The sequence below is a fragment of the Paenibacillus sp. FSL R5-0749 genome (assembly GCF_038595085.1).
Taxonomy (GTDB): domain Bacteria; phylum Bacillota; class Bacilli; order Paenibacillales; family Paenibacillaceae; genus Paenibacillus.
On record NZ_CP152005.1, the window covers coordinates 2,511,490 to 2,526,693 of the forward strand.

The following is a 15,204-nucleotide window of genomic DNA, read 5'->3' on the forward strand; positions in this document are numbered from 1 at the left end:
TTTTGAAGGAGGAATCGAATTGGACTTTGGAAGATTGATTACAGCAATGGTCACTCCGTTCAATGAACAAGGAGAGATTCATTGGGAGGAAACGGCACGTCTAATCGACTATCTGATTGTAGATCAAAAGTCGGAGACGCTCGTAGTTTCCGGAACAACAGGGGAGTCTCCAACACTTAGTGATACTGAGAAAGTTCAATTATTCGAATTTGCAGTGAAACATGCAGCCGGCCGGTGCAAAATTATAGCCGGAACGGGAAGCAATAACACGGCACATTCCATCCATTTGACACAGGAAGCTGAACGTGCCGGAGTGGATGGCATATTGTTGGTTGTTCCGTATTACAACAAACCAAGCCAAGAAGGGTTGTTCAGACATTTTGAAGCGATTGCTGGCTCTACCAAGCTGCCGATTATGCTGTACAACGTGCCTGGGCGTACAGTAACCAGCCTGTCAGCAGCAACAACGCTTCGTCTTGCAGAAATCCCGAATATCGTCGCTACGAAGGAATGTGCCTCTACAGAGCAGGTTACGCTGATTGCAGCAAGTGCTCCAGAACATTTCAGAGTCTATTCCGGTGACGATGCTTCAGGCTTGCCGGCGATTGCGGTTGGAGCACATGGAATTGTCAGCGTGGCGAGTCATGTCGTAGGGGCAGAAATGAAGAAAATGATTGACGCCTTCTATGGCGGTGCACCTCTTCAGGCCGCTCAGATTCATCAACAGCTGTTCCCTGTGTTTAAAGGCCTGTTCGAGTGTCCACAGCCTCTACCGAACCCGGTAGCGGTAAAATATGCACTGACATTGCGTGGTTTGAACGTTGGCTCTGTACGTTTGCCTCTTATTCCGCCAACGGAAGAGGAGCAGGTGTATATCAAAGGTCTGCTTAATTTGTAATCATTTTGGTTGTATATGGAACTATTTTATTAATCATGGGAATATCTTCAGATTAGGAAAAGAACCGCTCCTCTTCATAGAGGCAGCGGTTCTTTTTTTACGAGTAATGTGAGGTTTCTTTTCCATTGCTAAGGGGAAACCTACAGGTTAACGAGAGAGTGACTTGTTTTTTTTGTTTTTAATCATGTATAATGATGTCAAGTGACTGGGTGCGGTATTTTTTTGAAATTGAAAGCGACATCGTTTCGTGGTGTGGCTTTGCGGTGAAAAAGGAAGGAACGGCTAAGAGGGAATTTTCAACTCCAACTTGTTGGTAAAAGGGAATAACTTCGAAGAACTTCTTCCAAATATCGTGAATAAAGGTGTTCTTTTGCATTCATCCCGATAGGTGGGTATGTGATGTATGGACTACTTTTCTTAACTTACAATAAATAATAAGGTACGACGTCCAACTACCATAGGAGGTTTAGATTCATTTGTCTAAGAAAAATAATAACGATAAACTGATGATTTTTGCTTTGGGCGGCGTAGGCGAGATTGGTAAAAACATGTACGTCATCCAATACGCCAACGACATTGTAGTCGTAGATGCTGGTCTGAAATTCCCTGAAGAAGATATGCTTGGTATTGATATTGTCATCCCTGACATTTCTTACCTGACTGAGAACCGTGACAAAGTAAGAGGAATTATCCTTACACACGGACATGAGGATCACATTGGTGGTCTGCCATATGTTCTCAAACATCTGAATGTTCCTGTATACGGAACAAGACTTACGCTTGGACTTGTAGAGAACAAGTTGAAAGAAGCGAATTTGCTAGGTGAAACAAAACGTATTCTGATTGATGCGGATTCCGAGATTCAACTTGGAACTGCATTGAAAGCTTCGTTCTTCGCTACTAATCATAGTATTCCGGATTCTGTTGGTGTATGTGTCGAAACACCGGAAGGTGCAGTTGTTCACACAGGTGACTTCAAATTCGACCACACGCCAGTCAATGGTCAATATGCAGATCTTCAGCGTATGGCACAGATCGGAACAAATGGCGTGCTTGCGCTGTTGTCTGACAGTACGAACGCTGAGAAACCTGGATTCACACCATCGGAGAAAAATGTGGGTATCGTTCTGGAAGATATCTTCCGTAAAGCAAGTCAACGTGTTGTCGTAGCGACATTTGCTTCCAACGTACACCGTATCCAACAGGTGATCAATGCAGCAGAAGTGACTGGACGTAAAGTTGCAGTTATTGGACGCAGCATGGTGAATGTGGTGGGTATTGCTTCTGAACTGGGTTACCTTGAGATTCCGGATGGCATGATCATTGAACCTGAAGAAGTAGGCAAGATGGCTGCAGATCGTGTCGTGATTCTCTGCACAGGAAGTCAAGGAGAGCCAATGTCAGCACTGACACGTATGGCTCGTTCCACGCACCGTAAAGTGGACATCCTGCCAGGCGACACTGTCATTATCGCAGCAACACCGGTTCCAGGTAACGAAAAATATGTAGGCCGTACGATTGATGAACTGTTCCGTCTGGGCGCTAACGTGCATTACAGCGGTGCTAACAGTGGTGTTCACGTATCTGGTCACGGTAGCCAGGAAGAGTTGAAACTGATGCTCAACCTGATGAAACCGAAATTCTTCTTGCCAATTCACGGTGAATTCCGTATGCAGCGTCGCCACGCGGTTCTTGCTGAATCTGTAGGCGTTGAACCGGAAAACATTTTCATCACGGACATCGGTGAAGTGATTGAAATTCAAGGTGGAGCAGCACGTAGAGCAGGTAAAGTCACTGCAGGTAACGTATTGATCGACGGCTTGGGTGTAGGCGATGTGGGTAACATTGTACTGCGTGACCGCAAATTGTTGTCACAAGATGGTATCCTTGTTGTCGTGGTAACACTGAGCAAACAGGATGGAAAAATTGTTTCCGGTCCTGACATCATCTCTCGCGGATTTGTGTATGTACGTGAATCGGAAGGACTTCTTGATGAGGCCAACCGGATCGTTAGCAGCACATTGCAGAAGTTGATGAGTGAGAACGTTAACGAGTGGGCTTCACTCAAAACAAATGTTAAAGATGCTTTGGGACGCTTCCTGTATGAACAAACTCGTCGTAGACCGATGATTTTGCCAATCATTATGGAAGTTTAAAATAGGCTAAACAAAAACATATATTCAGGCACACAGTCGCCCCTTCTCTACGAGTAATATTGGACGGTTCCTCGTAGAGAAGGGGCTTTTTTTGCGTTTTTCAGGAAGATCAGCAATATGGTCAATATGTAAGCAATTTGGATGTAGCGGGTATAAGGCGGCTGGAAAAATCCCCATACTAAGGAATACATTAAATGTTTCTGGAGAAGGGGATTAATGAAATGAATGAACGTATGAATGGCAAGCAGGCGTCAAAATCCAATCAACCGGAAATTGAAGCGCCAGAGATTCCGATTCAAGAGGACAAGAACATCTCGCCCGTGACAGAGACGATTCAGCAATTTGGGCAGACACAGTCGCCGGCAGGTGAATCAAATATTTTCTGTATGACAATTATTGGACAGGTCGAAGGGCATCTGATTTTGCCGCCACAAAATAAAACAACAAAGTATGAGCATATCATTCCACAGCTGGTGGCTGCAGAGCAGAATCAGCGTATTGAAGGTATACTGATCATTTTGAACACGGTAGGTGGAGATGTAGAGGCCGGTCTGGCCATTGCAGAGATGATTGCTTCTCTAAGCAAACCTACGGTCACTGTGGTCATTGGAGGCGGACATAGCATTGGAGTGCCGATTGCTGTAGCTTCAACGTATTCCCTGATTGCCGGAAGTGCAACGATGACAATCCATCCCATACGGATGAACGGCCTTGTCATTGGTGTACCTCAGACGTTTGAGTATATGGAGAAAATGCAGGAGCGGGTTGTACGGTTCGTGACGTCTCATTCGAATATCTCGGAAGAGATGTTCAAAGAACTGATGTTTAAGACCGGTGAGTTGAACCGGGACATCGGCACAGCTGTAGGAAGCGCGGATGCAGTGAAATATGGATTGATGGATGCGGTAGGCGGAATAGGACAAGCTATTGCTCAGCTAAATCAGCTTATAGGAGACAAGAGACAGACGCTGCAAGCGGGAGGTTATACCCAATGACGTTATATACAGTGATGCCCCCTGAACAACTCTGGTCAGGAATGTGGAAAGAGGGCGAAGATACAAGAGAAATCAAGATGAATGGTTTATTAATGCAGGTGAGGCCTGTAAATGACAATGAAGCCGTTATTGTACGTTTGCTGGATTGTCCACTCGAAGCCTATCTTAATCCTGCCAATATGCCCGGTTCGACCATTCCGCTTTCGGGTAACTTGGGATCAGCATAACGCGACGAATTCAGACAAATTGAGCAGAAAAAGAACATATGTACGGATTATATTTGTATGGTATAATATTCTTCTGGGGGTGACCTGATTTTGGCCAGAAGAAAAAAGAGGAAAAAAAAGGGCGCTGGTTTTAGTGGCGTTTTAAAATATGAAATTTACGGAATTGTGCTTATTACCCTTGCTGTCATAGCATTATCGGGTGAAGCCACCGTTGGACGTTCGCTTTCCAAGATGTTCGGACTGATGCTTGGTAAGTTTTATTTTGCGATTCCGCTTGTTGGTATTTATTATGGTCTCATGGTGATGATTCACCGGAAATGGCCGAGTGGCTGGACCACACGCAAAACAGGACTGGTATTGCTGGTCTTTGCCTTAACCCTGATGAGTACCGTCTCCGCAATGCACCAGAAGCTCATTCCGGTTGGTGCGCTTGAGCCTGGTGCTGTGATTACACAGGTACATAATGATATGCAAACCGAGTTGTTAACCCCTGTTGTACCAGGGGAGAGGGACTCCATGCTTAACAAGGATATCAGCGGTGGTTATCTCGGAGCTGGGCAATTCGCTCTTTTCCTGTGGCTGTTCGGCAGTCTGGGTGCGAGACTCATCATGATTGTCATGTTTGTCATCAGTTTTATGTTGATTACGAGTCTATCTTATGTGGATCTGATTCGAATATTCCGAACAAAGGTTTGGGATGCCGGGAGTTCGATGTACAAGAAGATGGAATCGCGGTCTTCTGCACGATCAGCTGTAACTTCTGATGGAAGGAAAAAAGGTAACGCTCGTAAAGTGGTGCCTGTCCCTGTTGAAGATGATGAAGACGAGTACGAGGATGAATTAGAGGAACAGCATTTGCCAAAACGAAAAGCCCCAATATTCTTTCAGCTTTTTGGAAAATGGGGAGCTAATCGAGAGCAAGAGACATCAGGACGTGAAATGGATGAGGTCGATTCAGTTGAAACAGAACAGATTGTATACCGCGCCGAGCAAGATCACAATGTAGAGACGTGGCAGGATGCAACCGAAGACGTAGCGAACAAATCAGCTTCATCACATGTTCCGGTTCAGGCCAAACCTAACTCAGCGCCGATCATTCGAGACTTTTTTGAGCATGTCAGAGCCGAAGATGCAAGCATTGAAGATGATTTGGACGATGCTTATCCTTTCCCTGATGATCTCGCTGATCCAAACGTAGTTCAACAGGGCGAACATGACATTAAAATAACGGATGAACTGGTAGAGACAGAGTGGTCAGCATCCGGTGCAGGTATGGACGAGCTGAATGCTGAGGATGGGCATCAGAGTGGAGAAGAAGTGCCTAATGATGCAATGTTGGGAGCAGATACTCCAACTCCTGAAGGGGAGGACACACAACCAGTGAAACCACCGCCCCCTCCTCCTAAGCCGTACAAGCTGCCATCCTTCCGTCTTCTTGCCAAGCCTAACAATGCGGGTAAGGCAGGCGACCAGAAGGATTATATGCAGACAGCGCGTAAGCTGGAAGCTACACTGGAAAGCTTCGGTGTTCGTGCCAAAGTACTTGAAGTGGTTCGGGGTCCTGCTGTTACAAGATATGAAATTCAGCCTGATATCGGTGTCAAGGTCAGCAGAATTGTCAGTCTGACTGATGACATTGCGTTGGCTCTGGCTGCAAAAGATATTCGGATGGAAGCGCCGATTCCCGGGAAGTCCGCTATAGGTATCGAGGTTCCTAATGGCGAGGTGTCGGTTGTAACGATGCGTGAAGTAATGGAGACGGCAACATTCCAGGATGCAGAATCCAAAGTGACCATTGCATTTGGCCGGGACATCTCCGGACAGACAATCATTGGTAACTTGGCTCGCATGCCCCATTTGCTGGTCGCGGGTGCGACAGGTTCCGGTAAGTCTGTGTGTATTAACGGAATTATTACCAGCATATTGTACAAAGCAAAGCCGGATGAAGTGAAGTTCCTGATGGTCGATCCCAAGATGGTTGAGTTGAACGTATATAACGGCATTCCTCATCTGATGGCGCCAGTTGTAACTGATCCCAAACGAGCGTCACTTGCTCTCAAAAAGATTGTGGTCGAGATGGAGAAACGATATGAACTGTTCTCCAAATCAGGTACACGTAACGTCGAGGGTTACAACAATCTGATGAAAGACAATCCTGCGGCTGTTCTGCCTTATATTGTTGTCATTGTGGATGAGCTTGCAGATCTCATGATGGTTGCAGCCGGAGATGTTGAGGATGCCATTGCGCGACTCGCTCAGATGGCTCGTGCAGCCGGAATCCATCTGATTATTGCCACCCAACGTCCGTCTGTTGACGTTATTACCGGGGTAATCAAGGCTAACATTCCATCTCGAATTGCCTTCGGCGTATCTTCACAAGTGGATTCCCGAACGATTCTGGATATGGGTGGGGCTGAGAAGCTGTTGGGTCGTGGAGACATGTTGTTCATGCCTATGGGTGCATCCAAACCGGTTCGTGTACAAGGTGCCTTTATGAGCGATGAAGAAGTCGAAAATATTGTAAACTACGTACGGGGTCAAGGTGAAGCGCAGTATGATGAGTCCATTGTACCTGAAGTGGATGATTCCATTCAGGCAGCAGATGAAGTACAGGATGAGTTATATGAGCAAGCGGTACAGATTATTTTGGAGGCAAAACAAGCGTCAGTCTCCCTATTGCAACGTCGTATGCGGGTTGGTTACACACGTGCAGCGCGTTTAATTGACTCCATGGAAGCCCGGGGGGTCATCGGTCCATACGAGGGTAGCAAACCACGGGAAGTGCTGGTATCACTTGAACAGTATCAACAGAATAAAATAAGCTCATAGTGACTTGGAGCATCGGTCGTTTAAGCCCTCAACCTATTGGTTGGGGGCTTTTTGTATGCTCTGCAGACTGAAGTTTTGCCATCTACTCCAAAGATCGGATGATTTGGTGCATAGGAAACAAGCAGGCTTGTCATAATAACCTTAGCGATTCTGTTAATCCCACAAGAGAAAGGTAGAGCACAGTCGATGCGAAAAATGAACCTATGGCTTTTCACTGCTATTTTGCTGATATCCGCATTGGGAATCCGTTATTTGCTTCCTGGGAATACAGCAACGGAAAGTTCAGCCGAGCGTACACCGCAGGTAGAAGAAAAGGCCTTGCCTACGTTTAGCAGCAATACAGTGAAATATGGAAGTTACGGTCAGGATGTATATGAGCTTCAGGGACGTCTGAAGTATCTGGGATTTTACAATGGTAAAATCGACAGTAATTTTGGCAGCAGCACATTGAAATCCGTCAAATGGTTTCAATCCGAGTTTGGAATGAAGGCAGATGGTGTGGTTGGAGCTGAAACCAAGCTCAAGCTGTACAATGCGTCAACCAAATGGTCGCCAACAGAACCGCCGCTACACAAGGAATCCTCTGGTGGGGGTGGAGGAAGCAACTACAATACGGCAGATAAAGAGCAAGACAATATGGGATCTGCCAATGCACTCGGTCTCTCCGAGAATGAACTCAAGATTATGGCTAACGCCGTATATGGTGAAGCCCGGGGTGAACCGTTTGAAGGTCAAGTCGCAGTAGCGGCAGTTATTCTGAATCGCGTAAAATCCCCAAGCTTTCCGAGTACACCCTCAGGGGTAATTTTTCAACCCGGTGCATTTACAGCTGTAGCGGACGGACAGATCTATCTAGAACCAAACGCACAAGCCAAGAAGGCAGTTGAGCAGGCCCTGAATGGCTGGGACCCATCCGGTGGTTGTCTCTATTATTTTAATCCCAAGACAGCAACATCCAAATGGATCTGGACCCGTCCACAGGTGAAAACAATCGGGCAGCATATTTTTTGTATGTGATGATGTTGGAAGCAACCAGAAGGCGTGACTTCGGTTGCTTCTTGCCTTTTGAATGGGTTAAAATGGTTGTTACATTTAGCGTAATACGATTGCATGACAAATGACGCCGTAAAGGGGTTTTGACATTTGAATACATCAGGATTCGAACGAGGCAGCAAGAGAGAGTTTCGTATACATGTGCTTCCGACTAAACGTTTCAAAACGTTTGCTATATCGCTATATGCAGGCGTTCCCTTACGAGAAGATACAGTAACCAAAGTAGCGCTGACACCTTTTGTACTACGACGGGGGACGGAGTCCTATCCGGAAACAACGCAATTTCGTGAACAGCTGGAGCATCTGTATGGAGCCGGTTTTGGTTTTGACGTCTATAAACGCGGGGATTATCAGATAGTACAGTTTCGGATGGATACCATTAATGACTCCTTTGTTGGAGGCGATGAGCAGCTGCTGGATCGGTCATTTGCCTTCCTGGGAGAGGTTCTTACCCGACCTGCACAGGAGAATGGACATTTCAGGACGTCGTATGTACAAGCAGAGCGAGAGACGGTTCGGAAAAAGCTGGAGTCCATCGTTAATGATAAAATGCGGTATGCCGCTGAACGCAGTATCGAGGAAATGTGCAAGAACGAGCCGTACCGTCTTCACCCCCTGGGTGAGCGAAAGGATCTGCCCGGGATTGAGCCTGACATACTGACTGCGTCTTATCAGGAGTGGCTGCAACAGGCGAGTATGGATCTGTATGTGGTAGGGGATACGACACTGGAGGAGGTGGAGAACCTTGTTCAGCGTCATTTCAATGTAGATCGAACGTCCTCCTCCGATTACCAGACACAGGCCGCGGTTCGAGGAGATAAGGAAGTAGAGACCGTTGTTGAGCGACTGAATGTGAGTCAGGGAAAACTCAATATGGGACTCCGTACATCGATTACTTATGGAGATCCTCAGTATGCAGCGGCACTCATGTACAACGGGATTCTCGGTGGGTATCCTCATTCCAAACTGTTTGTTAATGTTCGTGAAAAAGAAAGCCTGGCGTATTACGCTTCTTCGCGATATGACGGACATAAGGGCATTGCCACGATTCAATCCGGAATTGAAATCCCTAATTATGAGAAGGCTGTCACCATCATCAAGCAGCAGCTGGAGGAAATGAAAAGCGGTACAATCAGTGATCTGGAAATGTCCCAGACCAAAGCAATGATTCGTAACCTGCTTAAGGAGATGCAGGATTCTGCTTTTGAGATGATCGCTTATGATTTCAATCGACAGTTGTCTGGCAAAGAGAGAACGGCTGAAGAACTGCTAGCTCAGGTAGAACATATTAGCAAGGAAGATGTTCGTGAGGCGGCAGAACAGTTCCGTCTGGATACGATTTATTTCTTGCGGGACGAGAAGGAGGAATAGTCGGTGGAGAGCATTCGGTATGAACATTTGCAGGAGACACTATATTACGAAGTAATGGATAACGGACTGCATGTCTATATTTTGCCTAAACCGGGATTCCAGAAAACGTATGCTACGTTTGCAACCAAGTATGGATCGGTGGATAATCATTTTCAGGTTGAGGGACAGGAAGCAGTCAAGGTTCCGGATGGAATTGCCCATTTTCTGGAACACAAAATGTTTGAAGAACCCACAGGCGATATTTTTGCAACATTTGCGTCTCACGGTGCCTCAGCTAACGCATTTACGAGCTTCGATCAGACGGTTTATTTGTTTTCAGCGACCGAATATGTGAATGAAAATATACAAACATTAGTTGACTTTGTGCAAAATCCTTACTTTACGGATCAAAATGTGGAAAAGGAAAAAGGCATTATTGGGCAGGAAATTGATATGTATGCTGACAATCCGGATTGGCGAGTTTATTTTGGATTGATCGAAGCCATGTATCAGAAACATCCGGTGCATATCGATATTGCAGGAACGGTGGAATCCATTCGTACGATTACCAAAGAGATGTTGTATGAGTGCTATAACACCTTCTATCACCCGAGTAATATGCTCTTAATCGTGGTAGGTGGTGTAGATCCACAGGAAGTGATTGATATGGTTCGTTCGAACCAAGAACAGAAGGATTATAAGCCACAGGGGAGTATCGAACGTTTCTTCGAACCGGAGCCAGAGCAAGTAGGAGAAGCCAGACGGGAAGCCAAACTGGCTGTTTCACTGCCAAAATGTCTCTTTGGATTCAAGGAGACGGACATTGGACTTACTGGAGAAAAATTGTTGCGGCGGGATATGACAACGCAGCTGATGATGGATCTTTTGTTTGGTTCAAGCACACGATTATTTCAGAAGCTCTATGATGAAGATCTGATCTCGGACAGCTTTGGACATGAGTATAACAGTTCGCCGCAATATGCGTTTTCAGCTATTGGTGGTGACACGAAAGATCCGGATCAACTGCTGGCACGTATACGTGAAGAAGTGGATGCCATTGTAGAAAAGGGGTTCGAATCCACGGATTTTGAACGTGCACGCAAAAAGAAAATAGGCGGATATTTGCGTATGCTCAATTCTCCGGAGAACATTGCGCATGAATTTACACGTCAGCAATTCCGTGGCGGTGATTTCTTCAATATGCTTCCGCTCTATGAATCGATTACACTGGAAGATGTAAATTTCAGACTGAGAGAGCATATTCGCTGGGATCAACTGGCTGTATCGCTAGTCGTGAGTCCTTGATATGGAGAGGGGAACAGGACAATTGAAGGCAATTGGGGAAATGACTGTACTGGTGACTGGAGCAAGCGGTGGCATCGGAGCCGCTATCGCAGAACGTTTCGCCAGAGTGGGAATGAATGTTGTTATACACTATATGAAATCGCATGAGGCAGCGAATGAAGCTGCCAGACGGTGCATGGAACAGGGCAGTGGGAGAATCATGACGGTGTCTGCGGATCTTCGCAGCCGGGAACAGATTGAACGTATGCGTGAGAAGCTGGAGTCACACAATCTCATGCCAGATATCCTCGTGAACAATGCAGGAATCTCGCACTATGGGATGTTGTCTGATGTTACAGAGGAGATCTGGGATGAAGTGATGGCCATTAATCTCAAAGGCACCTTTATGTGTACACAGGAAATGATGCCTCACATGATCTCCCAAAGGTATGGTCGAATCATTAATATATCGTCGATCTGGGGGCTGTCTGGTGCCTCTTGCGAGGTGCTGTATTCCACAACCAAGGGCGGGGTGAATGCATTCACCAAGGCACTTGCAAAAGAACTCGCACCTTCCGGAGTAACCGTAAATGCTGTGGCTCCTGGCGCCGTTCAGACATCCATGTTGAACCATCTGGATCAGAGTGAACTGAAGATGCTGGAAGAGGAAATTCCGGCAGGAAGACTTGCTCAACCTGATGAAATCTCATCACTGGTTTATTTTCTGGCCCTCCCTGAATCGGGGTATATCAATGGGCAGATTATCAGTCCAAATGGCGGTTGGTTAACGTAAGCAGCAAGTAAACTTGAGTGGCTATGAACGAAACAAGTGAAGGTTGGCCGAGAAGCATCCGTCTTCCGGATTATTTTCAAAATGCTCGTATATAAAATGCTTCGAAAGCACATATTACAACTGTTGATTTTAAATCTCATGCGTCATCTAAGGAGGATTTATCATGTCAACAGAAAAAACAGTGCTCTCCAGCTTTGACACATGGAAGAAGTTCCTGGGTGACCGCGTACTGCAAGCAGAGAAGATGGGGATGAGTGAAGAAACCATCAACAAACTTGCGTATGAAATCGGCGATTTCCTTGATGAGAAAGTCGATCCGGCGAACCATTCCAACCGGGCATTGAAAGAGTTATGGGATGTCGGCGATGCAGATGAGCGTCGTACGATCGCGTGCCTGATGGTCAAATTGGCCAAACAAAACGCATAAGATTACAGATGAAGAGCTCCCGCAAGGGGGCTTTTCTCTAATGATTACAAACGGATTACAGAGCTGTTCTTGTAATTCATTTTCATTTTATATATCATTAACGTGACCCATTTTTAGAAGATGTCTCAGTTTGCTGTCCAGTGGACACGTTCTGTTGCTGTCGAATAATGTGGAATAATGCATTACGGGGTGTTGAAATGGAATCTAAACAATGGTACATGGAATATAAAATACATAAGAACAGACCCGGTTTGTTAGGCGATATTGCCTCGATGCTGGGGATGCTTGAAGTGAATATATTGACCATTAACGGTGTGGAAGGCAAAACGCGAGGTATGCTGCTTGAATCGGATGATGATGAGAAAATCCGTTTGCTTGGTGAAATGCTTGGCAAAGTCAACAGCATCACCGTATCGGCTTTGCGTCAACCTAAATTGGTGGATATTTTGGCTGTGCGTCATGGCAGATATATTGACCGTGACTCGGATGATCGCAAGACATTTCGTTTCACACGAGATGAACTTGGGTTACTTGTGGACTTTTTGGGTGAAGTATTTAAGAGGGAAGGCAATCAGGTCATCGGTTTGCGCGGAATGCCTCGTGTTGGTAAAACGGAGTCCATTATTGCGGGCAGCGTATGTGCGATGAAGCGATGGACTTTTGTTTCCTCCACACTTCTTCGTCAGACGATAAGAAGTCAAATGTCCGAAGACGAATTGAACCCGAACAATGTTTTCATCATTGATGGAATTGTAAGTACGATTCGTTCCAGTGAGCGGCATTACAATTTGTTGCAGGATATTATGTCGATGCCAAGTACAAAGGTTATCGAACATCCGGATATTTTTGTGCAGGAATCCGAATATGATTTTAATGATTTTGATATTATTATTGAATTGCGCAATATTCCAAATGAAGAAATTATTTATGATACGTTTACGGCAAGCTATACCGACGAACTATAAGGCTCCGTACGGAATCATGGAATAGATTAGCAACAACTCATGAGATAAACATAAGGAGGAGATGGCATGTCTGAACTGGGTCAGCAGTTAAGAGAGGCCCGGCTGCAAAAAGGGATGAGTCTTGACGATGTACAGGAAATGACAAAAATTCGCAAGAGGTATCTGGAGGCCATAGAAGCAGGAGACTATAAAGTGCTGCCGGGTAGCTTCTATGTGCGTGCTTTCATTAAAACCTATGCGGAGACCGTTGGACTGAACCCTGATGAGCTGCTGGAGGGACACAAAAAAGACGTACCGGCAGAAGAGGCGGAAGCAACGATGGAACCGGTAATACAGAAGCGTTCCAGCCGTCCGGTTGAGCGTAGTAATCGATGGATGTCTGTCGCACTGATGTGGACATTCCCTGTTTTGATCGTAGTACTGTTGTATGTATACGTGGTGTATAACAATGGTGATGAAACGGATAATCAAGGACTTGATTCGGTCAAAATTACAGACAGTCAACAACAGCCTGAAGATAAACCGGATCAGCCTGCCGATAACGGACAGGCATCTAATCCGCCTGCAACAGACTCAGGCACTGATGGTAAGGGTGAAGGCGACGCTGGCGGTAACGGTGGCGGAACAGACACGGAAGGACAGACGGATGGTCAAACTGATGGTCAAACTGATGGCCAAACAGACGGTCAGACGGGAGAAAATCAGGAAGAACCGACAGATAATTCATCGTCTGCTGTAACGGTTGCAGAAGATGGGAAGTCAGGCAATATTACGAACTTCAAAGTTAACGGAAGTGCAGGCAAACCTGTAACGGTTACGATCAAAGCCACAGGTCATAGCTGGCTGGAAGTATACAAGGGCGAGAACTCCAGCGGAGAGAAGTTGGAGTATGGTAACACAGCCGAAGGCGACAGCTATACTTTTGAGCTGGATAGTGCAGGCATGTACATTAAGTCCGGTTACGCTGCAGCGACCACGATTGAGGTTGGCGGGCAAGTTGTAACGGATGGTAAGGCAACCAATCGGATCCGTTTGAAGCTTGGTGAAGACACTGGCAATACTGCTACTTCCAAAGGTGCTGAAAATGGTTCAACGGACAGTACAGAGGGTACCACTGGTAGCGAATAACCCGGTCAACTGCAGGAGACAATAACTGTGTCTTAACTTGCAGTTAACTTTTGGTGAAGTGAGGTGGATGGCTGTGACAGTCAGCTGGATCGTAACGGGTTTAGGGATCATTGTCAGCCTCCTGGGTTATTATCTGACTCCAAGTGCTTGGGGTTACGGAATATTGGGGTTTGGACTTGCACATGTGCTTTTGGGTGTGCTCGATATGTTCAGACAGCCCAACCGCAGCCGCTATTAGTTGGAAGCTGGACCAGCAAGCATTTTTGGCAGCCACTTCAGGTGGAAGCCAAAAATGCTTTTTTCTTTGTATAGAACAGCTTGAAATTAGACTTTTGCTTGGGGTATCCTCTATAATGTTACAGAACATATGATTAACTGAAAGGGTGACTGTTTTGAGTTCAGAAAATTCATTTGATATCGTGTCCAAAATGGACTTGCAGGAACTGACAAATGCCGTTACACAAACCGAGAAGGAAATTGGCACTCGTTATGACTTCAAGGGCAGCAAGAGCAGCCTGAAACTGGATAAGGATGCGTTAACAATCGTATCTGATGATGAGACCAAACTTAAGGCTGTCATTGACGTACTTCAATCCAAAATGGCGAAGCGTGGTCTACCATTGAAAAACATTGATTACGCAAAGGTAGAGCCAGCATCTTCTGGTACTGTCCGCCAGCGCTTGAATTTTAAACAGGGGATTGATCAGGACATCGCCAAAAAAATCAATATTCTGATTCGGGATTCCAAGTTGAAAGTGAAGAGTCAGATTCAGGGAGACCAGCTACGGGTAACGGGTAAGAGTAAAAATGATTTGCAAGCAGTCATGCAGCTGTTAAATGGTGCCAACCTGCCTCTGGATTTGCAATATACAAATTTCAAGTAATAAGACCTTCTTGTAGCAGAAGTGTTTTTTGACATGGTATTAGGCGTATATTATACTAAGTGTGCATTGCTGGCAGTCATGCATCAAGTCCAGTCCTCATCGTTTGCTGACTTTGTGAAAAGCAGTACATCTTCTGGAAGTCACCGGAACGTTTAAAGCGGTTTTGCTTTTGAGCGGTTGACTTTATTTTTTGCGTTTCTACATAGTGGGATCAT

The 15,204-nt window shown here is 45.8% G+C and carries 14 protein-coding genes; all 14 read left to right on the forward strand.

Going from position 1 to position 15,204, the window contains the following annotated elements:
* The first annotated feature begins 19 nt into the window (after positions 1–19).
* The 14 genes from dapA (at position 20) to MKY85_RS11370 (ending at position 14,989) form a co-directional block, all read left to right on the forward strand.
* Complete coding sequence (gene dapA / locus MKY85_RS11305) at positions 20–898, forward strand: 4-hydroxy-tetrahydrodipicolinate synthase (RefSeq protein ID WP_339241657.1); 879 nt, start codon at positions 20–22, stop codon at positions 896–898.
* A 476-nt stretch (positions 899–1,374) separates the two neighbouring features.
* Complete coding sequence (locus MKY85_RS11310) at positions 1,375–3,054, forward strand: ribonuclease J (protein WP_062833839.1); 1,680 nt, start codon at positions 1,375–1,377, stop codon at positions 3,052–3,054.
* 221 nt (positions 3,055–3,275) lie between these two features.
* A complete protein-coding gene (locus MKY85_RS11315) occupies positions 3,276–4,049 on the forward strand; it encodes an ATP-dependent Clp protease proteolytic subunit (protein ID WP_342572593.1) in 774 nt (257 codons plus the stop codon).
* Positions 4,046–4,276: a YlzJ-like family protein gene (locus tag MKY85_RS11320; protein WP_036609282.1), complete on the forward strand. Its 231-nt coding sequence runs from the start codon at positions 4,046–4,048 to the stop codon at positions 4,274–4,276. Before MKY85_RS11315 ends, MKY85_RS11320 begins: the two co-directional genes overlap by 4 nt.
* 90 nt (positions 4,277–4,366) lie before the next feature.
* Complete coding sequence (locus MKY85_RS11325; RefSeq protein WP_342572594.1) at positions 4,367–7,105, forward strand: DNA translocase FtsK 4TM domain-containing protein; 2,739 nt, start codon at positions 4,367–4,369, stop codon at positions 7,103–7,105.
* 186 nt (positions 7,106–7,291) lie between these two features.
* Positions 7,292–8,122 carry a spore cortex-lytic enzyme gene (gene sleB, locus MKY85_RS11330; protein ID WP_342572595.1) on the forward strand — a complete coding sequence of 277 codons (831 nt, stop codon included), beginning with the start codon at positions 7,292–7,294 and terminating at the stop codon, positions 8,120–8,122.
* Between the two features lie 126 nt (positions 8,123–8,248).
* The gene (locus tag MKY85_RS11335) at positions 8,249–9,529 is read left to right on the forward strand and encodes a pitrilysin family protein (RefSeq protein ID WP_342572596.1); all 1,281 of its coding nucleotides are present in this window, start codon (positions 8,249–8,251) and stop codon (positions 9,527–9,529) included.
* A gap of 3 nt (positions 9,530–9,532) precedes the next feature.
* Positions 9,533–10,813, forward strand: coding sequence for a pitrilysin family protein (locus MKY85_RS11340; protein WP_342572597.1), 1,281 nt, complete (start codon positions 9,533–9,535; stop codon positions 10,811–10,813).
* A gap of 1 nt (position 10,814) precedes the next feature.
* Entirely contained in the window at positions 10,815–11,585 is a 771-nt protein-coding gene (gene fabG / locus MKY85_RS11345) for a 3-oxoacyl-ACP reductase FabG (protein WP_342572598.1), read from the forward strand.
* A 163-nt stretch (positions 11,586–11,748) separates the two neighbouring features.
* On the forward strand, positions 11,749–12,012 hold the full coding sequence (locus MKY85_RS11350; protein ID WP_017689119.1) for a DUF3243 domain-containing protein: 264 nt from the start codon (positions 11,749–11,751) through the stop codon (positions 12,010–12,012).
* Between the two features lie 197 nt (positions 12,013–12,209).
* The gene (locus tag MKY85_RS11355) at positions 12,210–12,977 is read left to right on the forward strand and encodes a DUF3388 domain-containing protein (RefSeq protein ID WP_036609270.1); all 768 of its coding nucleotides are present in this window, start codon (positions 12,210–12,212) and stop codon (positions 12,975–12,977) included.
* A gap of 66 nt (positions 12,978–13,043) precedes the next feature.
* Positions 13,044–14,105, forward strand: a complete 1,062-nt coding sequence (locus MKY85_RS11360) for a RodZ domain-containing protein (protein ID WP_342572599.1) — start codon at positions 13,044–13,046, stop codon at positions 14,103–14,105.
* Positions 14,106–14,172: 67 nt separating this feature from the next.
* Entirely contained in the window at positions 14,173–14,343 is a 171-nt protein-coding gene (locus MKY85_RS11365; RefSeq protein WP_017689116.1) for a hypothetical protein, read from the forward strand.
* Positions 14,344–14,497: 154 nt separating this feature from the next.
* Positions 14,498–14,989 (forward strand): YajQ family cyclic di-GMP-binding protein, encoded by a 492-nt coding sequence (locus MKY85_RS11370; protein ID WP_253433904.1) that lies wholly within the window; start codon positions 14,498–14,500, stop codon positions 14,987–14,989.
* Positions 14,990–15,204: the final 215 nt, after the last annotated feature.